The organism is Streptomyces litmocidini (genome assembly GCF_014649755.1).
Taxonomy (GTDB): domain Bacteria; phylum Actinomycetota; class Actinomycetes; order Streptomycetales; family Streptomycetaceae; genus Streptomyces; species Streptomyces litmocidini.
This window is the reverse complement of record NZ_BMTQ01000014.1, coordinates 185,122-211,046: the sequence shown is the minus strand read 5'-3', so window position 1 is coordinate 211,046 and position 25,925 is coordinate 185,122. Positions and strand designations below refer to the sequence as shown.

Annotated in this window: 25 protein-coding genes and 2 pseudogenes; 16 read left to right on the top strand and 11 right to left on the bottom strand. The window is 72.1% G+C overall.

The window, feature by feature from the left end:
* Positions 1–242 precede the first annotated feature (242 nt).
* Positions 243–410 (bottom strand): hypothetical protein, encoded by a 168-nt coding sequence (locus IE180_RS27145; protein ID WP_190159588.1) that lies wholly within the window; start codon positions 408–410, stop codon positions 243–245.
* A 101-nt stretch (positions 411–511) separates the two neighbouring features.
* Positions 512–1,651: an AraC-like ligand-binding domain-containing protein gene (locus tag IE180_RS27140; protein WP_190159587.1), complete on the bottom strand. Its 1,140-nt coding sequence runs from the start codon at positions 1,649–1,651 to the stop codon at positions 512–514.
* Between the two features lie 243 nt (positions 1,652–1,894).
* Here IE180_RS27140 and IE180_RS27135 point away from each other — a divergent pair.
* Positions 1,895–2,302, top strand: a pseudogene (locus IE180_RS27135) (VOC family protein); the annotation flags it as partial.
* On the opposite strand, the pseudogene IE180_RS36770 reads toward IE180_RS27135, so the two are convergent.
* A pseudogene (locus tag IE180_RS36770) lies at positions 2,242–2,978 on the bottom strand (helix-turn-helix domain-containing protein). The pseudogenes IE180_RS27135 and IE180_RS36770 overlap by 61 nt on opposite strands.
* A gap of 34 nt (positions 2,979–3,012) precedes the next feature.
* A complete protein-coding gene (locus tag IE180_RS27130; protein WP_190159586.1) occupies positions 3,013–4,137 on the bottom strand; it encodes a YihY/virulence factor BrkB family protein in 1,125 nt (374 codons plus the stop codon).
* Positions 4,138–4,154: 17 nt separating this feature from the next.
* On the opposite strand from IE180_RS27130, the gene IE180_RS27125 reads away from it, so the two are divergent.
* The 14 genes from IE180_RS27125 to IE180_RS27065 all read left to right on the top strand — a co-directional run bounded on the left by IE180_RS27125 (position 4,155) and on the right by IE180_RS27065 (position 18,300).
* Positions 4,155–5,858 (top strand): acyl-CoA dehydrogenase family protein, encoded by a 1,704-nt coding sequence (locus IE180_RS27125; protein WP_190159585.1) that lies wholly within the window; start codon positions 4,155–4,157, stop codon positions 5,856–5,858.
* Positions 5,859–6,266: 408 nt separating this feature from the next.
* Positions 6,267–7,559: a helix-turn-helix domain-containing protein gene (locus tag IE180_RS27120; RefSeq protein ID WP_190159584.1), complete on the top strand. Its 1,293-nt coding sequence runs from the start codon at positions 6,267–6,269 to the stop codon at positions 7,557–7,559.
* A gap of 519 nt (positions 7,560–8,078) precedes the next feature.
* Positions 8,079–8,648 (top strand): GNAT family N-acetyltransferase, encoded by a 570-nt coding sequence (locus IE180_RS27115; protein ID WP_190159583.1) that lies wholly within the window; start codon positions 8,079–8,081, stop codon positions 8,646–8,648.
* 134 nt (positions 8,649–8,782) lie between these two features.
* Entirely contained in the window at positions 8,783–8,866 is an 84-nt protein-coding gene (locus IE180_RS37595) for a putative leader peptide (protein WP_356067285.1), read from the top strand.
* A gap of 136 nt (positions 8,867–9,002) precedes the next feature.
* Positions 9,003–10,700, top strand: coding sequence for a nitrite/sulfite reductase (locus IE180_RS27110; RefSeq protein WP_190159582.1), 1,698 nt, complete (start codon positions 9,003–9,005; stop codon positions 10,698–10,700).
* Complete coding sequence (locus IE180_RS27105) at positions 10,697–10,876, top strand: hypothetical protein (protein WP_190159581.1); 180 nt, start codon at positions 10,697–10,699, stop codon at positions 10,874–10,876. Before IE180_RS27110 ends, IE180_RS27105 begins: the two co-directional genes overlap by 4 nt.
* The gene (locus IE180_RS27100; protein WP_190159580.1) at positions 10,873–11,589 is read left to right on the top strand and encodes a phosphoadenylyl-sulfate reductase; all 717 of its coding nucleotides are present in this window, start codon (positions 10,873–10,875) and stop codon (positions 11,587–11,589) included. The genes IE180_RS27105 and IE180_RS27100 overlap by 4 nt, the downstream gene beginning before the upstream one ends.
* Positions 11,589–12,158, top strand: a complete 570-nt coding sequence (gene cysC / locus IE180_RS27095) for an adenylyl-sulfate kinase (protein ID WP_190159579.1) — start codon at positions 11,589–11,591, stop codon at positions 12,156–12,158. The genes IE180_RS27100 and cysC overlap by 1 nt, the downstream gene beginning before the upstream one ends.
* An 89-nt stretch (positions 12,159–12,247) precedes the next feature.
* Complete coding sequence (gene cysD / locus IE180_RS27090; protein WP_190159578.1) at positions 12,248–13,183, top strand: sulfate adenylyltransferase subunit CysD; 936 nt, start codon at positions 12,248–12,250, stop codon at positions 13,181–13,183.
* A complete protein-coding gene (locus IE180_RS27085) occupies positions 13,183–14,526 on the top strand; it encodes a sulfate adenylyltransferase subunit 1 (protein WP_190159577.1) in 1,344 nt (447 codons plus the stop codon). Before cysD ends, IE180_RS27085 begins: the two co-directional genes overlap by 1 nt.
* Positions 14,527–14,733: 207 nt before the next feature.
* Positions 14,734–15,849: an aliphatic sulfonate ABC transporter substrate-binding protein gene (locus tag IE180_RS27080; protein WP_190159576.1), complete on the top strand. Its 1,116-nt coding sequence runs from the start codon at positions 14,734–14,736 to the stop codon at positions 15,847–15,849.
* A 33-nt stretch (positions 15,850–15,882) separates the two neighbouring features.
* Positions 15,883–16,677, top strand: coding sequence for an ABC transporter ATP-binding protein (locus tag IE180_RS27075; RefSeq protein WP_190159575.1), 795 nt, complete (start codon positions 15,883–15,885; stop codon positions 16,675–16,677).
* On the top strand, positions 16,664–17,548 hold the full coding sequence (locus IE180_RS27070; RefSeq protein ID WP_190159574.1) for an ABC transporter permease: 885 nt from the start codon (positions 16,664–16,666) through the stop codon (positions 17,546–17,548). Before IE180_RS27075 ends, IE180_RS27070 begins: the two co-directional genes overlap by 14 nt.
* Before the next feature lie 8 nt (positions 17,549–17,556).
* Entirely contained in the window at positions 17,557–18,300 is a 744-nt protein-coding gene (locus IE180_RS27065) for a sirohydrochlorin chelatase (RefSeq protein ID WP_190159573.1), read from the top strand.
* Here the strand turns inward: IE180_RS27065 and IE180_RS27060 are convergent.
* Positions 18,297–18,869 carry a TIGR03086 family metal-binding protein gene (locus tag IE180_RS27060; RefSeq protein ID WP_190159572.1) on the bottom strand — a complete coding sequence of 191 codons (573 nt, stop codon included), beginning with the start codon at positions 18,867–18,869 and terminating at the stop codon, positions 18,297–18,299. The genes IE180_RS27065 and IE180_RS27060 overlap by 4 nt on opposite strands.
* Before the next feature lie 412 nt (positions 18,870–19,281).
* Positions 19,282–19,677, bottom strand: a complete 396-nt coding sequence (locus IE180_RS27055) for a hypothetical protein (RefSeq protein ID WP_190159571.1) — start codon at positions 19,675–19,677, stop codon at positions 19,282–19,284.
* Positions 19,678–20,568: 891 nt separating this feature from the next.
* Between IE180_RS27055 and IE180_RS27050 the strand changes: the two genes are divergently transcribed.
* Positions 20,569–20,949 carry a hypothetical protein gene (locus IE180_RS27050; protein ID WP_190159570.1) on the top strand — a complete coding sequence of 127 codons (381 nt, stop codon included), beginning with the start codon at positions 20,569–20,571 and terminating at the stop codon, positions 20,947–20,949.
* A 426-nt stretch (positions 20,950–21,375) separates the two neighbouring features.
* On the opposite strand, the gene IE180_RS27045 is transcribed toward IE180_RS27050, so the two are convergent.
* The 5 genes from IE180_RS27045 to IE180_RS27025 all read right to left on the bottom strand — a co-directional run bounded on the left by IE180_RS27045 (position 21,376) and on the right by IE180_RS27025 (position 25,883).
* Positions 21,376–22,008, bottom strand: a complete 633-nt coding sequence (locus IE180_RS27045; protein WP_190159569.1) for a mycothiol-dependent nitroreductase Rv2466c family protein — start codon at positions 22,006–22,008, stop codon at positions 21,376–21,378.
* A 74-nt stretch (positions 22,009–22,082) separates the two neighbouring features.
* Positions 22,083–22,643 (bottom strand): DUF1697 domain-containing protein, encoded by a 561-nt coding sequence (locus IE180_RS27040; protein ID WP_190159568.1) that lies wholly within the window; start codon positions 22,641–22,643, stop codon positions 22,083–22,085.
* Between the two features lie 164 nt (positions 22,644–22,807).
* Entirely contained in the window at positions 22,808–24,103 is a 1,296-nt protein-coding gene (locus IE180_RS27035) for an ABC transporter substrate-binding protein (RefSeq protein ID WP_190159567.1), read from the bottom strand.
* A complete protein-coding gene (locus IE180_RS27030) occupies positions 24,100–24,942 on the bottom strand; it encodes a carbohydrate ABC transporter permease (protein ID WP_190159566.1) in 843 nt (280 codons plus the stop codon). Before IE180_RS27030 ends, IE180_RS27035 begins: the two co-directional genes overlap by 4 nt.
* Complete coding sequence (locus IE180_RS27025; RefSeq protein ID WP_190159565.1) at positions 24,939–25,883, bottom strand: carbohydrate ABC transporter permease; 945 nt, start codon at positions 25,881–25,883, stop codon at positions 24,939–24,941. The genes IE180_RS27030 and IE180_RS27025 overlap by 4 nt, the downstream gene beginning before the upstream one ends.
* Positions 25,884–25,925: the final 42 nt, after the last annotated feature.

Below are 25,925 nucleotides of genomic sequence, written 5' to 3'. Positions count from 1 at the left end.
TCCTGCTTTTTCTCGACGAACCGACACCGTCCCTCTCGGGAACGGATGCGTGACACCCTGGCCCCGCCCCAGGACGCGACACCACCGATTGAATCCAAGACCCCGCCAGCCGGCATCAGCCCCGTCGGCGAAGGCCCGTGAAGGTCGGGTGCGCGCGGTCGTCGGGGAGGCCCCGGGGGCCGGTCCGCCGTCCGCGTCGTGCCGGGCGGTGGTCGGGCCGGGGAAACCGCCCCGGCCCGGCGTCAGCCCGAACAGGCCTTGACGATCACGTAGATGACGATGCAGATGATGATCAAGCCGAAGCATCCGTCGCCGTCATCGCCGCCGTCGACCGACCGCCGGATCCGGTCGCGTTCGTCCTGGCGTCCCCGGTCGTACGCCTGCTGCTTCTCCCAGTCGCCGAAGTACATGGTGTCTCCCCCGAGCCAGCGCACGGATGATCACGTCAGAGTCTCCTGCGGGCGGCCCTGTGCGGTGGGCGCGGAGCGACGTCGACCCTGGCCCCCGTCGATCAGCACGCCGCCCGGGTCGGTGAGTCCTCATCGTGCCGTCGGCCCGCCGGATCGGCTTGTGGGTGCGTGCACAGGGGCTTGTGGTCCCGTGCGGATCGTCGGAGACGGGCCGTTTCCGCTCGGTACTCGCCCGGGCTCGTTCCGTATGCGGCCCTGAACGCACGGCTGAACTCGGCCGGTACGAGCAGTCCCCAGCGGGCGGCGATGGCGGCGATCGGCCGGTCGCTCATTCCGGGGTCGGCGAGGTCGGCGCGGCAGCGTTCCAGGCGCCGGTGCCGGATCGTCGCCGCGACCGTGGCCGGTTCCTGCTGGAACAAGGCGTGGAGGGTCCGCAGGGAGATGTGGTGGTGGGCGGCGATGACCGCCGGTCGGAGCTCCGGGTCGCCGAGGTGGTGGGTGATGAAGGCGTTGATCCGGGCACGCAGCACCGTGGTGCGGGTCTCCCACGGCACGAGCTCTGCCGTGTCGAGCCGCTCGGCGGCGAAGGAGGCGACCAGGTCGGCGGTGATGGTGCCCAGGCGGTGGGCTTCTGCCGGCCCGACCTCGGACGCGCGGGCGAGCAGGGTGTGCAGGTGCTGGTGCAGCAGGGCACCGCTCACCCCCTCGGGGGCGAGTCGTCGTGCGAGGAGGCGGTCGGCCTGGGCGGACGGTAGGGGCAGGGCGTTCTTCGGGATGCGGAGCACCACCACCTCGACCGTGCTGCCCTCGTCCCGCACACCGGCCCGCAGGGGGTGGGACGTGCCGAAGAGGACCATGTCGCCCGGCCCGACGAACGCGTCGTTGCGGAGTTGAGTGGCCGCCATGGCGCCGCGGCGCATCCACCCCAGTTGGTAGGTCTCGGGATCGTCGCTCCGGATGTGTCGTGCCGTACGCGCCGCTTCCAGCGGAGGAAAAGCGAAGCGTGCGACCTGCACCGCACCGAGCCGGAGCGCTGACACCTCGGAACGGAAGTCCGCCGTGTAGGGCGTTGAGAGCGTGATGGGGAAGATGTGCTGCTGTATCTGGTCGGAGTACCACGCGAACCGGTCCACGGCCCGCACCGCCTCGCTCGACATGGTGGTCAGCAGCCCGCCCCGTCCGCCGGCCCTCTCCGGGTCGGGGCGCAGGCCGGACGGCTCCTGAGGGTTCGCCTTGGGCACGTGCCCATCGTGGAGAGCGAGTGCGCGGGCCGGGCAGCCCGTTTCCGGCCAACACGGCGTGGGCTCCGGGGCGCCGACCCGCGATTCGTCGTCCGGCCGCCCCGTCCCCACGGGACTCCGTGCTCGGGCCGCACCGCCGGGCCCGGGTGCGGGAAGCGGCCGGGGCCCGGGTGCGGGAAGCGGCCGGGGCCCGCGTCCGATGCGTACAAGACCCGGCGCCGCCGCCGTGCCTACCGTGCGGTCATGGACACGGCACCGCGCATCACTCCCCGGTTCGACCTCGCCGGTCTCGTCGTCTCGGACACGGCCGCCCCGCTCGCGTTCCACCGGCGCCTCGGCCTGGACGTCCCGGCCGGGGCCGAGTCGGCCCCGCACGGGGAGGCGGCGCTGCCCGGCGGGCTGCGGATCGCCTGGGACACGGAGGACGTCGTCCGTTCCTTCGATCCCGGATGGACGCGTCCGACGGGCGGCCGGGTCGGGCTCGCCTTCCGGTGCGGTGCGCCGGCGGAGGGGGACGCGGTCTACGAGGAGCTGGTCTCCGCCGGGTACCGGGGGCACCTGAAGCCCTGGGACGCCGTGGGGGGGCAGCGCTACGCGGTGGTGCTCGCCCCGGACGGCGGCGAGGTCTCGCTCTTCGCGGCCACGGAGGCCGCGTGGGAGCTCAGGGTGGTTCCCGCGAGGGCCCGGGGCTCCCGCGCCGGATGGGCCTGGTCGGCGCAGCCCGCGCGCAGGGCCGCTTCCGCGAAGGGCACCCCGGCCCCGGACCAGGGCGAGCGCGCGCCGGAGGCGCAGGACGCGGGCGAGGGTCTTCGGGCCGTAGCCGAAGGCGTCGAGGGATCGCCGGTGCAGCTGCCGGGCGCCGGGCCCGACCGCCTCCGCCGTCTCGGCGACCGGCCGGCCCGCCGCGGAGCCGCGCCACGACGGCCCGGAGCAGCGGGTCGGGCCCGGGGCCCCGGACGGCCCGGCACAGGACGAGGTCCTCCAGGGCGGCGGCCGGGTCGGCGGCCTCCGTGATCCGCTCGCCGAGCCGCCGCGCCGCCGCCTCGCCCCACAGCGCGCCGAGGGCGACCCACCGGTCGCGGAGCTCGTGGGCCGGGACGCCCAGGAAGCCGGGGGCGTCACCGGGGGCGAAGCGGACGCCCGCGTACCGCCCGGCGAACCCGCCCGGTACGTGCGCGCGTGTCGGGTCCGGCGACGAGGAGGCTCCGTCGGCCCGGATGAGGTCCACGCAGCCGTCGGACAGGACGAGCAGGGCCGCCGCGGGGCCGGCGGCGGACCGGGTCCACAGCACGGCTCCGGCCGGCAGGGCGGGGCGCTCCTCGTACATCCTCCGAGCGTGGGCCCTGGGGCCGGCGGCGGACTCAGTCCTTCTCCCAGCCCGAGTGCAGGCGGGACTTCACGTCGTCCGGGGGGAGGAACCTGGACCAGCGCTCGGGGAACTCGGACGGCATGTCCGGGTCGTCCTCGTCGACGTCCTCCGCCTCGGCGCGCACGCGGGCGACGAGTTCGGCGGCCTGGAAGGCGCGGGCCCGTTCGTTGGCCTCGCGGGCGGCGGCGGTGGCGACGGAGGGCCAGACGCGGTCGATGGCCGCGTTCACGGCGGCGCCGACGAGGACCGCGAAGGCCGAGATGCCGATCCAGAGGAGGACGGCGATGGGCGCGGCGAGGGAGCCGTAGATCGTCGGTCCCTCCACCTGGCTGGTCAGGTAGATGCGCAGCAGGAAGCTGCCGAGGACCCACATGGCGAGGGCGACGAGGGCGCCGGGGATGTCCTCGATCCACGGCGATCTGACGGGCACGGAGACGTGGTAGAGCGTGGTGAGGAAGGCAATGGAGAGCAGGATGACGGCCGGCCAGTAGAGGACGGCGACGACCTCGGTGCCCCAGGGGACGAGCGCGACGACCCGGTCGGGGCCGACGACGGCCAGCGGCAGCACGACGGCTCCGATGAGCAGCGCCACGATGTAGAGGAGCAGCGCGAGGAGCCGGGTCTTGACGATGCCCCGGTGTCCGTCGAGGCCGTACATGACGGTGATGGTGTCGATGAAGACGTTCACCGCGCGCGAGCCGGACCAGAGGGCGATGGCGAAGCCGAGGGAGATCAGATCGGGCCGCTTGCCCTGGGTGATGTCGTCGAGGAGGGGTTCGGCGATCTCGTGGACGCCCCGGTCGGAGAGGACCGTGCCGGCCGCGTGGAGGATGTTCTCCCGGATGCTGGCGACGGTGTCGGTGTTGGTCCAGTCGTCGGCGTAGCCGAGGACGGCGATCAGGCCGAGCAGCAGCGGCGGCAGCGACAGCAGGGTGAAGAACGCGGCCTCGGCGGCGAGCCCGAGGATCCGGTACTCGATGCACGAGTTGACGGTGTCCTTGAGGAGCAGCCAGGCCATCTTCCGCTTCGAGACGTTGCGGTAGAGGACGCGCGCGCGGTGGAGCCTGCTCCAGGGCCGACGCTCCGGCCGTTCGGGTGTTTCTCTTGCTGCCTGCACCTGCTTACCGTATCGGCATGGCAGCGAGCACCCACACCGTGACCAACCAGGCTCCGCCCCTGGTCGGGTACGACGTCTTCACGAGCGACCGGGCGCTGGCGGAGGCGGTCGAGCGCCATCTCGCCCCTGACCTCCTGGCGGAGGCGCGCGACGAGCTGGGCCTGCTGGGCCGGGCGACCGGTTCGGCGCAGGTGCGGGAGTGGGGTGAGCAGGCGAACGAGCACCCGCCCCGGCTGCGGACCCACGACCGGTACGGCCGGCGGGTCGACGAGGTCCTGTTCCATCCGGCCTGGCACCGGCTCCTCGGGAAGTCCGTGTCGGCGGGGCTCACGGACGCGTGGGGCCGCCCGGGTGGTCACGTGCGGCGGGCCGCCGGGTTCCTGGTGATGTCGCAGGCGGAGGCGGGGCACGGCTGCCCGGTGTCGATGACGCACGCGGCGGTGCCCGCGCTGCGCGCCGAGCCGGAGCTCGCGGCGGTCTGGGAGCCGGCGGCCCTCTCGCACGTGTACGAGCGGGAGCTCCGTCCGGTCGCGGAGAAGCCGGGGGCGCTGCTCGGCATGGCGATGACGGAGAAGCAGGGCGGCAGCGACGTCCGGTCGAACACGACGGAGGCCCGTCCCCTCGCGGCCGACGGCGAGTACGTCCTGACGGGGCACAAGTGGTTCTGCTCGGCCCCGATGTCGGACGCCTTCCTGGTCCTCGCGCAGGCTCCGGGGGGCCTGACCTGTTTCCTGGTGCCCCGGGTGCTCGCGGACGGCTCGCGCAACGCCTTCGCGATCCAGCGGCTCAAGGACAAGCTGGGCAACCGGTCGAACGCCTCCGCCGAGGTGGAGTTCGACGGGACGACCTGGGCGCGCCGCGTCGGCGAGGAGGGGCGCGGGGTCCGGACGATCATGGGCATGGTCGCGGCGACCCGGCTCGACTGCGTCCTCGGCTCGGCGGCGCTGATGCGGCAGGCGGTGGCGCAGGCCGTGCACCACGCCTCGTACCGCTCGGCCTTCGGCGGGCTGCTCGTCGAGAAGCCCCTGATGCGGAACGTCCTCGCCGATCTGGCCCTGGAGTCGGAGGCGGCGACCGCGCTCGGGATGCGGCTGGCGGCGGCCTACGACGCCACCGACACCGACAGCCGTGTCGGCACCGGCGGCGGCGACCACCCTGCCGACACCCGCGGCGGAAGCGACCCCGAGCAGGAGCGGGCTCTGCTCCGCATCACCGTGCCGGCGGCGAAGTACTGGGTGACGAAGCGGTGTACGCCGGTGGTGGCGGAGGCGCTGGAATGCCTGGGCGGCAACGGGTACGTGGAGGAGTCGGGAATGCCCCGGCTGCTGCGGGAGTCGCCGCTCAACTCGGTCTGGGAGGGCTCGGGGAACGTGCAGGCGCTCGACGTGGTGCGGGTGCTGCGGACCGAACCCGCCGCCCTCGACGCGCTGCTGCGGGAGGTGGGGGCGGCGCGGGGCGCCGACCACCGGCTCGACCGGGCCATCCGGGGGCTCCTCGTCGAACTGGCGGACCTGGAGGGGATCGAGGCGCGGGCCCGGCGGGTCACGGAACGGATCGCGCTGGTGCTCCAGGGCGCGCTGCTGGTGCGGTGGGCTCCGCCGGAGGTGGCGGACGCGTTCTGCGCGGCGCGGCTCGGCGGGGACGGCGGCGCGGCCTTCGGGACGCTTCCGCACACGCTGGCCCTGCGCGCGGTGGTGGAGCGGGCGCGGGCCGTGGTCTGAGGAGACGTACGGCGGTCCGGGCCGTGGTCCGAGAGGACGTGCGGGAGCGCGGGCCGTGCTCTGAAGAGACGTACGGCGGTCCGGGCCGTGGTCCGAGAGGACGTGCGGGAGCGCGGGCCGTGCGGGAAGGCCGTGCAGCGCGCCGGGGGCGAGCCCGACGGGGTGTCGATCAGGGCTGCACGCGCGGAGAAGCGGAGAAGCGGGGGTGGTGCTGCGCCGACACGGCACCACCCGCCGCTGCCACCAGCCTCGCCCAGGGGACCTGCCGGTCGCCAGAGTTGCAAAGGGTTGCAGGATTACCCGAACCGGGCCTCGCCGGGTGCTCCCGGACGGCACGATGGGCACCGACACTCCGGACGTCTGCCCTGTGCAGAACCGATACACCACCCGGGTGGCTGGGAGAGGCCGATGAAGAACACGCAGCTCGACATGAAGCGGCTCGCCGCCATGGACTCCGCCCAGGCCAGCCGGTTGCTGCATCGGGTGCGTGAGGAGACCCTGGCCGGCCGGCGACCGCCGATCGCGCCCCGCCCGGTGATCGACGCGTCCTGGCGGCGGATGGCCCGGCTCGGCCTCGACCCGGACCAGAGCACCAGCACCGTGCTGCTCCAGCGGGACGAGCTGGAGCAGCGGCGCAGGACCACGCTCCTCTCCGAGGTGATGCGGACGCTGAGCGGCGGCATCGCCGGCATCGCCGACGCCTCCCTCCAGATCATGGTGGTCACCGACGAGCACGGCCGGGTGCTGTGGCGCCAGGGGAACCCCGCCGTGTTGCGGCGGGCGAACGGCATCTGTCTGGAGGAGGGCGCGGCCTGGGCCGAGCACGCCACCGGGACGAACGCCGTCGGCACGGCGCTCGCCCTGGACCGGGCGGTGCAGGTGCACTCCGCCGAGCACTACGTGCAGTCGCTGCACAACTGGACCTGCGCCGCCGCGCCCGTGCACGATCCGCGCGATCAGCGGCTCCTGGGGATCCTGGACGTGTCCGGCCCCGCCTCCAGCTTCCACCCCGCGATGCTGGCCCTGGTGGGCTCGGTGGCGCAGCTCGCCGAGGCCGAGATGCGCGAGCGGCACCACCGGTCGGTCGAGCGGCTGCGGGCGGTGGCGGCGCCGATCCTGTGCCGGGTGGGCGGCCGGGCGGTCGCGGTGGACGACCACGGCTGGACGGCGGCGGTGACCGGTCTCGCGCCGATGGACCGGATCCCGCTGCCGAAGTCGTTCCGGGCCGGCCGGGTCTGGCTGCCCTCGCTCGGCGTGTGCGCGGTGGAGCCGCTGCCGGGCGGCTGGCTGCTACGGGTCGAGGAGGAGACCCTGCCCGAGGAGCCGGACGCGGGGGCGGCGAGCCGGGTGGTCCTGGACCTGAGCCGGCCGCGCCGTTGGACGGTGGCCGTGTCCGGGGCTGCGGGCAGTTGGCAGCAGGAGCTCAGCCCCCGGCACGCGGAGCTCCTCTACGTACTGGCGCTGCACCGTGACGGGCGGACGGCGGCGGAGCTGGCGGACGACGTGTTCGGGGACCGTACGCGCACGGTGACCGTACGGGCGGAGATGTCCCGGGTGCGGCGGAACCTGGCGGGGGTCCTGGCGCACCGCCCGTACCGCTTCCGGGAGGAGGTCGCGGTGGAGGTCCTGCGCCCGGAGCGTCCGGAGGACCTGCTCCCCCACTCGACGGCCCCGGCCGTCCGCGCCGCGAGCCCGGCCTGATCCGGCGGGCGTCGTCGGCCGCCCCGGGAACCGGGCTTCCGGAACGGAGCACCGGTCTCCTTCTGGTCCGCGACCAGCGGCAGGGTGTCGACGTGCGGCTCCCGCTCCCCGCCGGGGCCGAAGCGCTCCACGGTCCCGAAGGGGATGTCGGTGCGGGTCTCGGCGGCGTCGCGCACGGAGGCGGTTCCGTGCCGCTCCACGCGGGTGGTGGTCTCGCCGACGGTGACCTGGCCCGCCTCGGGCTGGAGGCCGGCGGTGGCGAGGAGGCGCTCCGGGGAGGCACGGGCCCGGGGCGGGCGAGGTGTCCGGGCGCGGAGCGAGGTGGGCGGGCGCGGGCGAGGTCGCCGGGCGAGGTGGGCGGGCGCGGGCGAGGTCGCCGGGCGCGGGCGGCGGGCACGGGCGGCGTGCCGTCCCGGTGCGCCCACCCTGCCGGGAGGGCGGTTGTCCGTATGGCGGACACCCTGTCCGCCGGTGCCGAACAGGGTGGGAATCCGACGCTCCGCATGATGCGATGAGCCCATGAGCATCACTCTCACCACCTGGTCCCTCGAACAGACCTCCCCGTCCGACCTCCGTCCCGCCACCCCGCCGGAGGGCGACGACGTGGCGATCCGGCGCGCCGAGGTGCCCTCGGCGGAGTTCAGCCGCTTCCTCTACACGGCGGTCGGCGGCGACATCCGCTGGTCCGACCGGCTGTCGCTGACGTACAAGCAGTGGCAGGAGATGGTGGAGAAGCCGGGCGCCGAGATCTGGGTGGCGTACGACCGGGGGACGCCGGCCGGGTACGTGGAGCTCGACCCCCAGGACGACGGAGTCGTGGAGATCGTCTACTTCGGCCTGATCCCGGCCTTCCGGGGTCGCCGGATCGGCGGCCACCTCCTCTCCCACGGGGTGGCGCGCGCCTGGGACCTGGCCGAGCGCTGGCCGGGGCGGGAGACCACGAAGCGGGTGTGGCTGCACACCTGCTCGCTCGACGGTCCGCACGCCATGGCCAACTACGAGCGGCGCGGCTTCCGTCTCTTCGACACCAAGGTCGAGGAGGTCGAGGAGACGGAAACCCCCGGCCCCTGGCCGGGCGCGTACGCCTGAGCCGTACCGGAAGGGGCCCTGAACAGGGCCCCTTTGACGTGACCTGGAGCACACCGTCTCGCTCTACGGGACGACTATGTCCGAATAATGGACGATGCTGGACTGGGTCCAAAGTCCCGTGACACGCTTCCGTCATGCCTGGAACTGGAATTGCCTTGGTGAGTCGGCGGCACGTCGACCTCGGCCGCATGTCCAGCGCCATCTGTTCGGCGCGCTGAGAGAACCAGCACCGCCGTCATCTCCTCACCGCCCGACTCTGCCCCACCCTGCTGCGCACTGACGCGCCACCCTCTGACCTGAGCGCGAGTGTGCAGGTCAGAGCCGCCCTCTCGCAGTCCCGAAGGACAAGACGCCATGGCCGCCACCCCGGAAAACCCCACTCCCGCCGCCGCCCGCCGCAAGACCGGGCGCCACCGCGGCGAGGGTCAGTGGGCCGTGGGGCACTTCACCCCCCTGAACGGCAATGAGCAGTTCAAGAAGGACGACGACGGTCTCAACGTGCGGACACGTATTGAGACGGTCTACTCGAAGCGCGGCTTCGACTCCATCGACCCCAACGACCTGCGCGGACGCATGCGCTGGTGGGGCCTCTACACCCAGCGCAAGCAGGGTCTGGACGGCACCAAGACGGGCGTGCTGGAGCCGGAGGAGCTGGACGACGAGTACTTCATGCTCCGCGTCCGCATCGACGGCGGCCGGCTGACCACCGAGCAGCTCCGGGTGATCGGCGAGATCTCCGAGGAGTTCGCCCGCGGCACCGCCGACATCACGGACCGGCAGAACGTCCAGTACCACTGGATCCGCATCGAGGACGTCCCCGAGATCTGGAACCGCCTGGAGGCGGTCGGCCTGTCGACCACCGAGGCCTGCGGCGACACCCCGCGCGTCATCCTCGGCTCCCCCGTGGCCGGCATCGCCGCCGACGAGATCATCGACGGCACCCCCGCCATCGACGAGATCCAGCGTCGGATCATCGGCAACAAGGACTTCTCCAACCTGCCCCGCAAGTTCAAGTCCGCGGTCTCCGGTTCGCCGCTCCTCGACGTGGCGCACGAGATCAACGACATCGCCTTCGTGGGCGTGGAGCACCCGGAGCACGGCCCCGGCTTCGACCTCTGGGTCGGCGGCGGCCTGTCCACCAACCCGAAGCTCGGCGTCCGCCTGGGCGCCTGGGTCTCCCTCGACGAGGTCCCCGACGTCTACGAGGGCGTCATCTCGATCTTCCGCGACTACGGTTACCGCCGGCTGCGCAACCGCGCCCGCCTGAAGTTCCTCGTCGCCGACTGGGGCCCGGAGAAGTTCCGCCAGGTCCTGGAGGACGAGTACCTGAAGCGCAGGCTGACGGACGGCCCCGCCCCCGAGCAGCCCGCGGGCCAGTGGCGCGACCACATGGGCGTGCACGAGCAGCGGGACGGCCGGTTCTACATCGGCTTCGCCCCGCGCGTGGGCCGGGTCGACGGCGCCACCCTGACCAAGATCGCCGACCTGGCCGAGCGGCACGGCTCCGGCCGGGTGCGGACCACCGCGGACCAGAAGATGCTCCTGCTGGACATCGAGCGGGACCAGGTCGACTCGGCGGTCGCCGCCCTGGAGTCGCTCGACCTGCGGGTGAACCCCACCCCGTTCCGGCGCGGCACGATGGCCTGCACCGGCATCGAGTTCTGCAAGCTCGCGATCGTCGAGACGAAGGGCCGCGGCTCCTCGCTCATCGACGAACTGGAGCGTCGCCTCCCGGAGTTCGACGAGCCGCTGACGATCAACATCAACGGCTGCCCGAACGCCTGCGCCCGCATCCAGGTCGCGGACATCGGCCTCAAGGGCCAGCTGGTCCTGGACGACGAGGGCAACCGCGTCGAGGGCTACCAGGTGCACCTGGGCGGCGCGCTCGGCCTGGAGGCCGGCTTCGGCCGCAAGGTCCGCGGTCTCAAGGTCACGGCGGCCGAACTCCCGGACTACGTGGAGCGGGTCCTCAAGCGCTTCCAGGCGGAGCGCGAGAGCGGCGAGCGCTTCGCGACCTGGGCGGCCCGCGCCTCCGAGGAGGCGCTGTCGTGAGCGAGCGTGCCGCGCCGTTCCACTGCCCCTACTGCGGGGACGAGGACCTGCGTCCGAACGAGCAGGGTCACGGCGCCTGGGAATGTGCCGCGTGCAGTCGAGCCTTCCAGCTGAAGTTCCTGGGGCTCCTCGCCCCGGCGACTTCGGACGACACCACCGGGAGGGAAGCGATATGACGGGCACTCAGCCGATCGAGGACGCGACCGCGGCCGACCTGAAGGCACTCGCCGAGCAGGCCGGCCGTGATCTGGAGGACGCCTCCGCCCTGGAGATCCTCCGCTGGGCCGTGGACACCTTCGGCGACCGCTTCTGCGTGACCTCCTCCATGGAGGACGCGGTCGTCGCCCACCTCGCCTCCCGGGTGAAGCCCGGAGTGGACGTCGTCTTCCTCGACACGGGCTACCACTTCGAGGAGACCATCGGCACCCGGGACGCCGTGGACGCCGTCATGGACGTCAACGTCATCACCCTGACCCCGCGTCAGACCGTGGCCGAGCAGGACGCCGAGTACGGTCCGAAGCTGCACGACCGCGACCCGGACCTGTGCTGCGCGCTGCGCAAGGTCAAGCCCCTCGAAGAGGGCCTCACCGCCTACGGCGCGTGGGCCACCGGCCTCCGCCGCGACGAGTCCCCGACCCGGGCGAACACCCCGGTCGTCGGCTGGGACGAGAAGCGGCAGAAGGTCAAGGTCTCCCCCATCGCCCGCTGGACGCAGGACGACGTCGACGCGTACGTCACGGAGCACGGTGTCCTCACCAACCCGCTCCTCATGGACGGGTACGCCTCCGTCGGCTGCGCCCCCTGCACCCGCCGCGTCCTGGAGGGCGAGGACGCCCGCGCCGGACGCTGGGCGGGCCGCGGCAAGACCGAGTGCGGGCTGCACGGCTGATGACCCCCACCCCCCAGACCTTCCAGGAGAACCACGTGACCGGTGCCACCATCTGGCTCACCGGCCTGCCGAGCGCCGGAAAGACCACCATCGCGTACGAGCTGGCCGGTCGCCTCCGCGACGAGGGCCACCGCGTCGAGATCCTCGACGGCGACGAGATCCGCGAGTTCCTCTCCGCGGGCCTCGGCTTCACCCGCGAGGACCGCCACACCAACGTGCAGCGGATCGGCTTCGTCGCCGAGCTGCTCGCCTCGCACGGCGTGAAGGTCCTGGTCCCGGTCATCGCCCCGTACAACGACAGCCGCGAGGCGGTCCGCAAGCGCCACCAGGCCGAGGGCACCGCCTTCCTGGAGGTCCACGTGGCCACCCCCGTGGAGGTCTGCTCCGTCCGCGACGTGAAGGGCCTCTACGCCAAGCAGGCCGCGGGCGAGATCAGCGGCCTCACCGGCGTCGACGACCCCTACGAGGCGCCCGAGAACCCCGATCTGCGGATCGAGTCCCAGAACCAGACCGTGCAGGAGTCCGCGGCGCAGCTCCACGCGCTGCTCACCGAGAGGGGCCTGCTGTGAGCGACGCACCCGCGGCCGCCGGGCCGCAGACGACCACGAAAGCCGCGCCGCTTCGCCGCGCGGGCGGAGAAGCGAACGAAAGGGGCACTGTGACCACCGTCGCCCACGCCCACGACACCACGGACAGTCCGTTCGCGCTGTCGCACCTCGACTCCCTGGAGTCCGAGGCCGTCCACATCTTCCGCGAGGTGGCGGGCGAGTTCGAGCGGCCGGTGATCCTCTTCTCCGGCGGCAAGGACTCCATCGTCATGCTGCACCTGGCGCTGAAGGCCTTCGCCCCCGCGCCGGTCCCCTTCACGCTCCTCCACGTCGACACCGGGCACAACTTCCCCGAGGTCATCGAGTACCGCGACCGGGTCGTCGACCGGCACGGGCTGCGGCTGCACGTGGCCTCCGTGCAGGAGTACATCGACGCCGGCAAGCTCCGCGAGCGCCCCGACGGCACCCGCAACCCGCTGCAGACCGTCCCGCTGACCGAGGCGATCCAGCAGCACCGCTTCGACGCCGTCTTCGGCGGCGGCCGCCGCGACGAGGAGAAGGCCCGCGCCAAGGAGCGGGTGTTCTCGCTGCGCGACGAGTTCTCGCAGTGGGACCCGCGCCGCCAGCGCCCCGAGCTGTGGCAGCTCTACAACGGCCGGCACGCCCCCGGCGAGCACGTCCGGGTCTTCCCGCTCTCCAACTGGACCGAGCTGGACGTCTGGCAGTACATCCAGCGGGAGAAGATCGAGCTCCCCGAGATCTACTTCGCCCACGAGCGCGAGGTGTTCGCCCGCAACGGCATGTGGCTCACCGCCGGCGAGTGGGGCGGCCCGAAGGAGTCGGAGACGGTCGAGAAGCGGCTGATCCGCTACCGCACCGTCGGCGACATGTCCTGCACCGGCGCCGTCGACTCCGACGCCACCACGCTGGACGCCGTCATCGCCGAGATCGCCGCCTCCCGGCTCACCGAGCGGGGCGCCACCCGGGCCGACGACAAGCTGTCCGAGGCCGCGATGGAAGACCGCAAGCGCGAAGGGTACTTCTAATGAGCACGTCCACCGAGCAGCTGACCGACCAGCTGGCGGCGACCACCCTGCTGCGTTTCGCCACCGCCGGCTCCGTCGACGACGGCAAGTCCACCCTGGTGGGCCGGCTCCTCCACGACTCCAAGTCGGTCCTCGTCGACCAGCTGGAGGCCGTGGAGGCCGCGTCCCTCAAGCGTGGCCAGGAGGCGCCCGACCTGGCGCTGCTGACCGACGGCCTGCGGGCCGAGCGCGAGCAGGGCATCACGATCGACGTGGCCTACCGCTACTTCGCGACGCCCCGCCGCCGCTTCATCCTCGCCGACACCCCCGGGCACGTGCAGTACACCCGGAACATGGTCACCGGCGCCTCCACCGCCGAGCTGGCCGTGGTCCTGGTCGACGCCCGCAACGGCGTCGTCGAGCAGACCCGCCGGCACGCCGCCGTCGCCGCGCTGCTGCGCGTCCCGCACGTGGTCCTCGCCGTGAACAAGATGGACCTGGTCGACTACCAGGAGCCCGTCTTCGCCGCGATCGCCGAGGAGTTCACGACGTACGCCTCCGAGCTCGGCGTCCCGGAGATCACCGCGATCCCGATCTCCGCGCTCGCCGGCGACAACGTCGTGGAACCGTCCGCGAACATGGACTGGTACGGCGGCCCGACGGTCCTGGAGCACCTGGAGACCGTCCCGGTCAGCCACGACCTGACGGGCTGCCACGCCCGGTTCCCCGTGCAGTACGTGATCCGCCCGCAGACCGCCGAGCACCCCGACTACCGGGGCTACGCCGGTCAGATCGCGGCCGGTGCCTTCCGGGTCGGCGAGGAGATCACCGTCCTGCCGTCGGGGAAGAAGTCGACGATCACCGGCATCGACGCGCTCGGCGAGTCCGTGGACATCGCCTGGGCCCCGCAGTCGGTGACGATCCGGCTCGCCGACGACATCGACATCTCGCGCGGCGACCTGCTCGCGCCGAGCGGCGACGCCCCGGCCACCAGCCAGGACGTCGAGGCGACGGTCTGCCACGTGGCGGACCAGCCGCTCGCCGTCGGCCAGCGGGTCCTGCTCAAGCACACCACGCGCACGGTCAAGGCGATCGTCAAGGACATCCCCTCGCGGCTGACCCTGGACGACCTCTCCCAGCACCCGAACCCCGGGCGGCTGGTCGCCAACGACATCGGCCGGGTCGTGGTCCGCACCGCCGAGCCGCTCGCGCTCGACGCGTACGCGGACTCCCGCCGTACGGGTTCGTTCCTGCTGATCGACCCCGCGGACGGCACCACGCTCGCGGCCGGCATGGCGGGCGAGTCCTTCGCCACGACCAAGGCCGTCGCCGCGGTGGACGAGGAAGAAGGGTGGGACTTCTGAGATGAGCCAGAACGCTTACGCCGGCTTCGCGAAGGAGGGCGGCCGGGTGGGCTCCGGCGCCCTCGGCTCGGGCATGGGAGGGGTCGCGCGATGTGCGTGCTGACCTCGGTGCGCCGCACGAGCGGCGCCACACGGCTCCACCCGCTCCACCCCGAACGACATAGACGCAGACTTCGCTGAGAAGTCGAACCGAGGGGAACACCACCCGTGCCTGCCACCACCCGTACCACCCCGCGCCGCGGCCTGGTCGCCGCCGCCGCCCTGCCGCTGATGATCGGCGCGCTCGCCTCCTGCGGCTACGGCTCCGAGGCCAAGAACGACGACGCCACGAAGAAGGTGGCCGCCGAGGGCGAGAAGCTCTCCGCCGACACCGTACGGCTCGGGTACTTCCCCAATCTCACGCACGCCACCGCGCTCGTCGGTGACAAGGAGGGCATCCTCCAGAAGGAGCTGGGCGGCACCAAGCTGGTCGCCACCACCTTCAACGCGGGCCCGTCCGAGATCGAGGCGCTGAACGCCGGCTCGATCGACATCGGCTTCATCGGCCCCTCGCCGTCCATCAACGGCTACGTCAAGACCAAGGGCAGCAACCTCCGCATCATCGGCGGTGCCGCCTCCGGCGGCGTGAAGCTCGTGGTGAACCCGGCGAAGATCAAGACCCTGGACGACCTCAAGGGCAAGAGGATCGCCACCCCGCAGCTCGGCAACACCCAGGACGTGGCCTTCCTCAACTGGATCTCCGAGAAGGGCTGGAAGGTCGACGCCCAGAGCGGCAAGGGCGACGTCTCCGTGGTCCGCACGGACAACAAGGTCACCCCGAACGCCTACGCCTCCGGCGCCGTCGACGGCGCCTGGGTGCCGGAGCCGACCGCGTCGAAGCTGGTCGGCGACGGCGCGAAGGTGCTGCTCGACGAGTCCGACCTGTGGCCGGACAAGAAGTTCGTCATCACGAACATCATCGTGTCGCAGAAGTTCCTGAAGGAGCACCCCGACGTCGTCGAGGCGTTCCTGCGCGGCTCGGTGAAGACCAACCAGTGGATCAACGCCAACCAGGACAGGGCGAAGGCCTCGGCCAACGCCAAGCTGAAGGACCTCTCGGGCAAGGCGCTGGGCGCGAAGGTGATCGACGCCGCGTGGCCGTCCATCCGGTTCACCGACGACCCGCTGGCGGCCACCCTCCAGGCCCAGGCCGACCACGCCGTGAAGGCGGGGCTCCTGGAGAAGCCGGAGCTGTCCGGCATCTACGACCTGAAGCCGCTCAACAAGGTCCTGAAGGCCGCGGGCCAGCCCGAGGTCTCCGACGCCGGTCTCGGCGCGAAGTAACAGCCCGCAGCTGATCCCCAGGAGGTGACGACCATGGCCACGACCGCGACGCTCGCCAAGGCCGAGGACCGTGCGGCGGTGACCCACGCCGCCCGTATCGAGCATGTCTCCAAGTCCTTCGGCGGACCCGCCGGCGGGCAGCTCGTCCTCGACGACATCTCGCTCGATGTCGCCCCCGGCGAGTTCGTCACCCTCCTGGGCGCCTCGGGCTGCGGCAAGTCCACGCTGCTCAACCTGGTCGCCGGGCTCGACCGGCCGTCCGCGGGGTCCATCGAGACCCCCGGCGGCCGGCCGGCCCTGATGTTCCAGGAGCACGCCCTCTTCCCGTGGCTGACCGCGGGCAAGAACATCGAACTGGCCCTGCGGCTGCGCGGGGTGCCCAAGGCCGGGCGCCGCGAGGAGGCCGAGCGGCTGCTCGAACTCGTCCGGCTCGGCGGCTCGTACGGCAAGCGGGTCCACGAGCTGTCCGGCGGCATGCGGCAGCGGGTCGCGCTGGCCCGCGCGCTCGCCCAGGACAGCGACCTGCTCCTGATGGACGAGCCGTTCGCCGCGCTCGACGCCATCACCCGCGACGTCCTGCACGACGAACTGACGCGGATCTGGCGGGAGACGAAGCTGTCGGTGCTCTTCGTCACCCACAACGTGCGCGAGGCCGTGCGGCTGGCCGAGCGCGTCGTCCTCCTCTCGTCCCGGCCCGGCCGGATCGCGCACGAGTGGACCATCGACATCCCTCAGCCGCGCCGCATCGAGGACTCCGCCGTGGCGGAGCTGTCCCTCGAGATCACCGAGCACCTGCGTGGGGAGATCCGCCGCCATGGCCAGCACTGACACCACACCCAAGACCGACGACCTCGCCGGCCTCGAAGCCGGTCTGGACGCCCTCGACACCGTGCAGATCCGACGGACCCCGGTCCGCGAGGTGCTGGTCAAGAAGGTGTTCCCGCCGGTCGTCGCCGTCGTGCTCGTCCTCGGCGTCTGGCAGCTCCTGGTGTCCCTGAAGGTCACCGACGAGTACAAGCTGCCCGCCCCGTCCGCCGTGTGGGACAGCCTGACCACGATGTGGCTGGAGGGCACGCTCCTCGACGTCCTGTGGACCAGCGTCTCCCGGGCCCTCTTCGGCTTCCTCCTGGCGCTCGTCATCGGCACCCCGCTGGGCCTGATCGTCTCCCGCGTGAAGTTCGTGCGCGCGGCGATCGGCCCGATCCTCGCGGGACTCCAGTCGCTGCCCTCGGTGGCCTGGGTGGCACCGGCCGTGCTGTGGCTCGGCCTGAACGACAGCATGATGTACGCGGTGATCCTGCTCGGCGCCGTCCCCTCGATCGCCAACGGCCTCGTCGCCGGCGTCGACCAGGTCCCGCCGCTCTTCCTGCGGGCGGGCCAGACCCTCGGCGCCACGGGCCTCAAGGGCGCCTGGCACATCGTGATGCCGGCCGCGCTCCCCGGCTACCTCGCCGGTCTCAAGCAGGGCTGGGCGTTCTCGTGGCGTTCGCTGATGGCCGCGGAGATCATCGCGTCCTCGCCCGACCTCGGCCTCGGCCTCGGCCAGCTCCTGGAGAACGGACGCAACAACATCGACATGGCGGGGATCTTCCTGGCGATCATCCTGATCCTGATCGTCGGCATCGCCATCGACCTGCTCATCTTCAGCCCCCTGGAGCGCGCGGTGCTCCGCCGCCGCGGCCTGCTGGCGAAGGGCTGAACCGCGCCGTGAACCGTCCCGTCCTTCTCGTGATCGCCCACGGCAGCCGCGACCCGCGGCACGCGGCGACCGTCCAGGCGCTGGTGCGCCGGGCCGGTGCGCTGCGGCCGGGGCTGCGCGTGGAGACGGCGTTCCTGGACTTCAACCTGCCGTCGGTGCCGGGGGTCCTCGACCGGCTCGCCGCCGACGGGGTGCGGGAGGTCGTGGCCCTGCCGCTCCTCCTCACCCGGGCCTTCCACGCGAAGGCCGACGTCCCCGCCGTGCTGCGCCAGGCGCCCCCGTCCCTGAGCATCCGCCAGGCGGAGGTCCTCGGCCCGTCGCCGCTGCTGATCGCGGCGGTGGAGCGGCGGTTGTACGAGGCGGGCCTCACGCCCGCCGACAAGCCCACGACCGGGGTCGTCCTGGCCTCGGCGGGCTCCACCGACCCGGAGGCGATCGCGGTGATCGCAGAAACGGCGCGGGAGCTGCGGCGCACCGGTTGGTGCTCCGTGCGGCCCGCGTTCGCCTCCGCATCCCTCCCCCGCGCGGAGGACGCCGTCCGCGCCCTGCGCACGGACCCGGCCGTCCGGCGGGTCGCGGTGTCCCCGTACGTGATCGCCCCGGGCCGCCTCCCGGACCGCATCGCGGCGGGCGCGGCCGGGGCCGACGTCCTCGCGGAGGTCCTGGGCCCCTCCCCCGAGCTGGGCCGCCTGCTCCTGGAGCGGTACGACGGGGCGAACGCCGGCCGCCGCCCGGTCGCCAGGACCGCTTAGCCCTTCGGGTTCCGTCCGCTGACGGCCAGGGCGCGGTCGAGCGCCGGGGCGTCGTCCGGTACGCCGACGGCGGCGGCGAAGCCCTCGTACCGGCGGTACGTCTCCGCGTACCGCTCGACCACGTCGAGCAGGTACGTCGCCGTGGCCTCGGGCAGGGCGACGTCCTGTCCGGTGGAGCGGGCCAGGTCCCAGCCGTGCAGGGCGAGTTCCCCGACGAGCATGGCGGCGATCTCGGCGGCCGGCACGGGGCTGCCGCCCATGTCGACGTCCCCCTCCCAGGCGTCCGGCTTCTCCCAGGCGGCCAGGGCCCGGTCGAGCTGGACCGCGTACGCCTCGGCCCAGCCGTCCTCGCCCGCGAAGTCCCGCTGGACGGTCTCCTCGGGGAGCTGGGTGCGCAGGGCGCGGTGTTCGAGGCCGTGAGAGGTGTAGAGGACGAGGTGGTTGGCGAGTTCGCGAACGGTCCAGCCGTCGCAGAGGGAGGGGGCGGCGAGGTGGTCGGCGCGGACGCCGCGGGCGACGCGGCGGGCCTCGGCGGCGCAGGCGGTGAGGTGGGTGTGGATCTCGTTCATGCCGTCGACCGTAGGGAAGGCCCCCGCACCCGGTCTTGAACTTTCGCGACAGGCCCCGACCCGATTCTTCGACGTGCACCGTCGAACGGCGCGTCGTACGGCTCACCGCTCGTTCGGATGCTCTGTTCGAGCCGGCGGACGCGGTCCCGTGCGGGGACGGCCGGTGAGGTCGCCGGCCGTCGGGCGGTCGAAGGGCGCATCCAGGCGCCCGTCCTGTGCCGGCCGCACGGCGGGGTTCGCACCGCTGGGGGACCGGGGGCGGAGGTATGCCGAAGGCGCGGACCGAATGACCGGTCCGCGCCTTCGGCATAGCCTCGACCCGGCGTCGTCCGGGGGGCTGCCTGTCCGTCGGGCCCGGCGGTCGGAGCAGCCGAAGCCACGCGGCAGCGGGCGCCGCGCCCGCGTGGGCGATTTACTCGACGATCTTCTGCCAGGCGGAGCACTTGAGCGGAGTCGTGTCCGAGGCGCCGTCCACCGTGCACACCTTCATCCTGTACACGTTGATGGAGTACAGGTTTCCGTCGGTCTTGTAGACGCCGCCGGCATCTGCTCCCTTGCCGTTGTAGAAGCTGCCCCACTCGTACCAATGCTCGGTGCCCGCGCTCACCTCGATGTAGGCACGCACACCGTGGCCGTCGGCGAGGTAGTCGAAGAGGCCGAAGTCGTCGCCGTCGTCGTAGAAGTGCAGAGCTCCGGCGAGCTTGCCGTCACTGTAAAGGTAGACGGCCTGGTCCGTGGCGGAAGCCGGAGTGGCGATGCCCACCAGGAGGGCGGGTGCGGCCAGGAGGGTAAGCCATTTCTTGGACATGGAGACATCCTCGATTCGTTCCGGTGGACAGATCGCACTGCACGGCGATCGTTCCACGTCGGAGATGGTGGAAGGCCGCGACGTCGGCAGCCGTTTCAGGGGGGTGCGGAAATCACCGATCCCCGGAAATGTCTGTGCGAGTCGTTTCTCTCGCCGACAGGACGAGAACGTACACCGGCCCGAACTCTCGCGCCACGGGTTTGCACCCAGGAATCGGAGAAGATCATTCTCGCGTTTTCCGTGAAATTTCGGACTTCCCTTCACCAACGGCCCGCCAAAGCTCAAGAAAACCTCAATAAATCACGCAACAGGGCCGGTCGATCGCCAGGCTCTGCAAGTGTGGGGGATGCCACGGGCGTTCACGGGCCAACGCCGTGGTGCCGCAGCCGATGGCAGCCATCTCCTGTGCCCGGGAAGGGACTTCGGTACCGAAACGGCCGGCAGCCGTGCACCCGGGCGCCGTGTGCAGACCCGGCAATGGGCGGATAGCTCGCGTGAACCACCGCCGCATACAGGCACCGTCAATCGTGCGGGTCGTCAATTCCCGGAGGAGGAAGGTGCGCTCGGTGCGCCACAGGCGGCACAGGATCCGGACCCCGCCCCCGCTCGAACTCCCTCGGCAGGGCGGTGAATAGTTGTCTGAGATTGCACGGAAAACATGAGGATGGCCTTCTCCGATTCCTGGGTGCAAACCCGTGGCGCGGGGGTTCGGGCCGGTGTACGTTCTCGTCCTGTCGGCGAGAGCAACGACTCGCACAGACATTTCCGGGGATCGGTGATTTCCGCACTCCCCTGAAGCGGCTGCCGACGTCGCGACCTTCCATCATCTCCGACGTGGAACGATTGCCGTGCAGTGCGATCTGTCCACCGGAACGAATCGAGGATGTCTCCATGTCCAAGAAATGGCTTACCCTCCTGGCCGCACCCGCCCTCCTGGTGGGCATCGCCACTCCGGCCTCCGCCACGGACCAGGCCGTCTACCTTTACAGTGGCGGCAAGCTCGCCGGAGCTCTGCACTTCTACGACGACGGCGACGACTTCGGCCTCTTCGACTACCTCGCCGACGGTCACGGTGTGCGTGCCTATGTGGAAAAGAGCGAGTCGCCGTGGGCCTCCTGGTACAACGGCAAGGGGGCTGATGCCGGCGGCGTCTACAAGACCGACGGAAACCTCTACAGCCTCTACACCTACAAGATGCGGGTGTGCACGGTGGACGGCGCCTCGGACACGACTCCGGTCGCCTGCTCCGAGTGGGAGTACATTTACGAATAGTCCCTGGTCCCGGCATTGTCGATTTCGTACCCGGGCCCGCAACGCCGTCTCGGGGTCGGCCCGGTAGGGGCACGGGCTCCCGGGCCCCCCGGTACGGATCGTGCGGGGCTCGGCCCCTCTGCGTGGACACCTGCGAACGTGGCAGGCCGGTTGCCGGTGCGGCGGCGGACAAGCCGTCAGACCCGTGCCCGCCCGGTGGATCCACCGGGCCCTCGGGCGGACCTGACGGGCCCGAGGCCGGCACTACGGCGGCGGCCCGGGCAGACCCGGGCCGCCGGCACCGCTGCCCCGGCAGCCGCCGGGCGGGCTTGATTCCTTCCAGGCCCTTCCACCGCGGTCGGCCCTCGGCGGCCCACAGCTCCGCCGGCCCCGGTCGATGGTGATCGAGTGCGACGCGCCGTTCGACGGAGCGCGTCGAAGATCGGGCTAACTGAAGTCCAGGCCCCCCGTGCGGGTGCGCTTGAGTTCGAAGAGGTCCGGGTCGGAGGCGAGGACCCGGAAGCTGTCGAAGAGCGCCGCGGCGCGCTCGCCGCGCGGGATCGCCCGCAGCACCGGTCCGAACCACACCGTCCCGTCGACGTGGATCGTGGGCGTGCCGACGTACGCGCCCGCCTCGGGGTCCTTGCCCGCCTCGTGGCTGCGGCGGACGGCCTCGTCGTGGGCGGGATCGTGGGCGGCGGCGGCGAGTTCGGGCGGGAGGCCGACCTCGGTGAGCGATTCGGCGATGACGGCGTCGAAGTCCTTCTGCTTCTTCTCGTGGATGCGGGTGCCGTACGCGGTGTAGAGCGGCCGCAGGATCTCCTGGCCGTGCTGTTCGGCGGCGGCCGCCGCCACCCGGACGGGGCCGAGGGAGGCGTCGACGAGCTCGCGGTACCAGTCGGGCAGGGTGTTGCCCTCGTTGTGGAAGTACAGGCTCATGACCTTGAAGCGGAGGTCGATGTCCCGGTGGCGTTCGACCTCCAGGATCCAGCGGGAGGTGATCCAGGCGAAGGGGCAGGCGGGGTCGAAGTAGAAGTCGACGGTGGGGCGGGCGGCGGTCGTGGTCTCGGTGCTCGTCATGGCCTTGAATCTAGCGAGGAGATGGCCCGGTGCCACGGGCCATTTCGTGACCGTTCGACTGGGCCGCTTCGGGGTCAGTCCTCCCGTGTCATCTCGATGAGCTTGAGCACGGTGTTCCAGTTCCGGGCGGTGGCGACGAGGCCCTTCACGACGGACGGCCGGGAGACCGCCTCGCCCAGCTTGGACTTCCCGAGGCCGTCGGGGGTGTAGAGGTAGAGCACGCGGTCGCCGAGGGCGAAGTCCTCGGGCAGGAAGGCCTCTCGGTCGAGGGGGGCGAAGCGCTCGGGGTCGGCGGGCCCGGAGTAGTAGATCGCGTGGAGCTGCTTGCCCTGGAGTTCGGCGGCCGGGAAGGGGCAGGCGCCGGCGACGGCGGCGAGGTAGTCGCCGCCGCGGACGAGACAGTCGACGCGGAAGCCGAAGCGTTCCTCGATCGCCTCCTCCAGCGCGGCCCCGAGTTCGTCCTCGCCGGCGCCGGAGTCGGTGGTGAAAACGGCGTTGCCGCTCTGGAGGTAGGTGCGGACGCCCGTGTGTCCGAGGCCTTCGAGGAGGTTCCGGAGCTCCGCCATGGGGACCTTCCGGCGTCCGCTCACGTTGATGCCGCGGAGCAGGGCCGCGTAGGTCTTCGCCTTCGTCATGGGGCAAATGTAGGCGACCGCCGCGGGGGCGGAGGGAGACGGCCACCGCGCCTCGTGGGGGGCGGCACGGTGGCCGGTTCGAACACTGTCCGATGGCGGGGGCGCGGAGAAGACCCTTCATCCATCTGTGACTTATTCAACAAGGTTTCGTAATAACGAATCCGTCATCTGCGTTGATAGCGGGCGAGGACCCGGTTGCCGTCCTCGACCAGACGTCTGCGCAGCTCCGTGCCGTCGATGGCGCCGCTGTAGTACTCCTGGAAGGCCGGGGTCGCCACCTTGTCCTTCCACTCGGGGTAGCCGCGTACGGACTGCGCGGGCGCGGGCCGCAGCCACCGTGCCACCGCCGCCCCGGTCGCCCAGCCGTCCTTCGCGGTGTGCAGGGAGGGGTCGGCGAGGGCGGCCGTGCCGGTCGGCAGCATCCAGTCGCCGCGCGCGAGCCGCACCATGTTCGCCGGGCGCAGGAAGAAGTCGAGGAACGCGGCCGCCTCCTTCTTGTGGGGGCTGTCCTCGGCGATCGACAGGGTCTGCGGGGAGACGCCCTGGGCGAGGCCCCCGTCGCCGGCGGGTGCGGGCAGCACGGTCCACTCGAAGCCCTCCGGGGCCTGTTGGGCGATCTGCTGCCGGTAGGCGAAGCCCAGGGGGACCATGGCGTACTTGCCGGCGAAGAAGCCGGGGAGGGTGTCGGAGCCGCCGCTGCCGAGCGTGGTGCGCGGGGCGGTCCGGTCGGTGACGACCTGGTCGTGGACGGTGCCGGGGACGATGCCGTCGGCCTCGGTGAAGTCGAGGGTGACCCGGCCGTCCGGGTCCCGGTGGAAGAGCCGGCCGCCGGCCGAGACGCCGAGGTTGAGGCTGACGGAGACGGGTTCCCTGAGCGGCCAGGCGACCGCGTGGCGGCCGGGTCCCATGGTCCGGGTGAGGTCCTGGGCGATCCGCCGGAACTCGGTCCAGCTCCAGGGCTTCTCGGGGGTGGGGACGCGGACGCCGGAGGACTCCAGGATCTTCCGGTTGGCGATGAGGACGCGCGGTTCCTGGAGGAACGGCACGCCGTACACCCCTTCGCCGAAGGTGGTGGTCTCCCAGCCGGCGGCGGGGATGTCGGCGCGCAACCGCTCGGACAGCAGCGGGCGGAGGTCGGCGAGCCGGCCGCCGTAGGCGAAGTCGGCCAGGTCGTCGGAGGCGTCGTGGATGAGGTCGGGCGCCTCGCCGCCCTCGAAGGAGGTGAGGAGCTGGTCGTGCACGGAGTCCCAGCTGCCCTGGACGTACTCGACCTGGATGCCGGGGTGGCCGGCGTTCCACTCGTCCACCAGTCGCCGGTTGGCGTCGACGGACTCCTCCTGCCAGGCGAGGGACTGGAACCGGAGCCGTACGACACCGTCGTCGGGGCCGTCGTCCCCGGAGGCGCACCCGGTGAGGAGCAGGGCGAGCGCGGCGGTGAGGGCGAGGATCCGTCGTCTCACGACTTCACCGCCCCGGCGAGCGCCCCGCCCGCGATCCGTTTCTGGAGCACCCCGAAGACGACGAGGGACGGCAGGGTCGCGAGGAAGGCCGCGGCCGCCAGCGGGCCGAGGTCGGCGACGCCCTCGGCGCCGAGGAAGTGGGTGAGGACGACCGGGAGCGTCTGTTTCTCCGGGGACTTGAGCAGCACGAGCGCGAAGAAGAACTCGTTCCAGGCGGTGACGAAGGCGAAGAGGGCGGTGGCGACGACGCCCGGGGCGAGCAGCGGGGCGGTGACCGAGACGAGGGTGCGGATCCGGCCGGCGCCGTCGACGGCGGCGGCCTCCTCCAGCTCGGCCGGGACGGCCCTGGCGTACCCCATGAGCATCCAGAGGGCGAAGGGCAGCGACCAGACCACGTAGACGAGGACGAGACCGGCGACGCTGTTGATCAGGTGCAGGTTCTTGAGGACGAGGAAGAGCGGGATGATCACGAGGACGAAGGGGAAGGCCTGGCTGATCACCACCCAGCCGGTGGCGGCGCCGGAGAGCCGACCCCGGTGACGGGCCGTCACGTGGGCCAGCGGGGTGGCGATGCCCACCGCGACGAGGGCGGCCGAGGCGGCCGCGAGGAGGCTGTTCGCGGCGGCCCTCGGCAGCGGCTGCTCGTCGAAGGCCTGCCGGAAGTTGTCGAGGGTGGGGTCCTTCGGGATCCAGGTGGGGTGGAGCGAGGCCAGCTCGGGTGCGGGCTTGAAGGCGGTGGAGACCAGCCAGAGGAAGGGGAGGGCGAGGAAGGCCAGGTACGCGAGGAGGGCCAGGTACTGGCCCGCTCGCGCCGGCCCGCTCGTCCGCAGGGCGCTCACCGGTCCTGGTCCCCTTTCAGACGGCGTACGAGGGAGAGGGCGATGAGCACCGACACGGCGGCGACCATCACGCAGCCCATGGCGGCGGCGTAGCCGAACTGCCCGTAGCGGAAGGCCTCTTCGTAGGCGAAGAGCATGGGGAGCCGGGTCCGGCCGCCCGGTCCGCCGTTGGTCAGGACGTAGACCAGGGCGAAGGAGTTGAAGTTCCAGATCAGGTTGAGGGCGGTGACGGCGAGGGCCACCGGCCGCAGCGCGGGCCAGGTGACGGCGCGGAAGCGGCGCCAGGCTCCGGCGCCGTCGAGGGCGGCGGCCTCGTGGAGTTCGCGCGGGGTGTTCTGGAGTCCGGCGAGCAGGGCGACGGTGGTCTGCGGCATGCCGGCCCAGACGCCGACGACGATGACGGCGGGGAGGGCGGTGGCGAGTCCGGAGAGCCAGTCGTGGCCCTGGCCGAGGCCCAGGTTCCGGAGGGTCTCGTTGAGGACGCCGGCGTCGGGGTTGTAGACGAGCCGCCACATGATGCCGACGACGACCTCCGGCATCGCCCAGGGGATGATGGCGAGGGCCCGGGCCAGTCGGCGGAGGCGGAGGTCCTGGTCGAGCAGCAGGGCCAGTCCGAGGGCGAGCAGGAACTGCGGGACGGTGACCCCGACGGCCCAGACCACGCCGATGCGGAAGGACTCCCAGAAGAGCGTGTCGTGCAGCAGGTCCTGGAAGTTGAGGGTGCCGGTCCAGCGGGTGGCCTGGGTGCGGCCGGACTGGGCGTCGGTGAAGGCGAGCGCGATGCCGTAGAGGAGCGGGCCGACGCTGAGGACCAGGATCGGCAGGAGCGCCGGGAGGACCAGGAACCAGGCGCCGAGGTCGGGGCCGCGCGGCCGTGTCGCGGGGGCGGCGCCCGGGGCGCGCGCGCCGCCGGGCCGCTTCGTCGCGGTCACCGAACTCACGATCAGACCCCCGTTCTCCCCGGACTCCGTCCGGGGGGACCC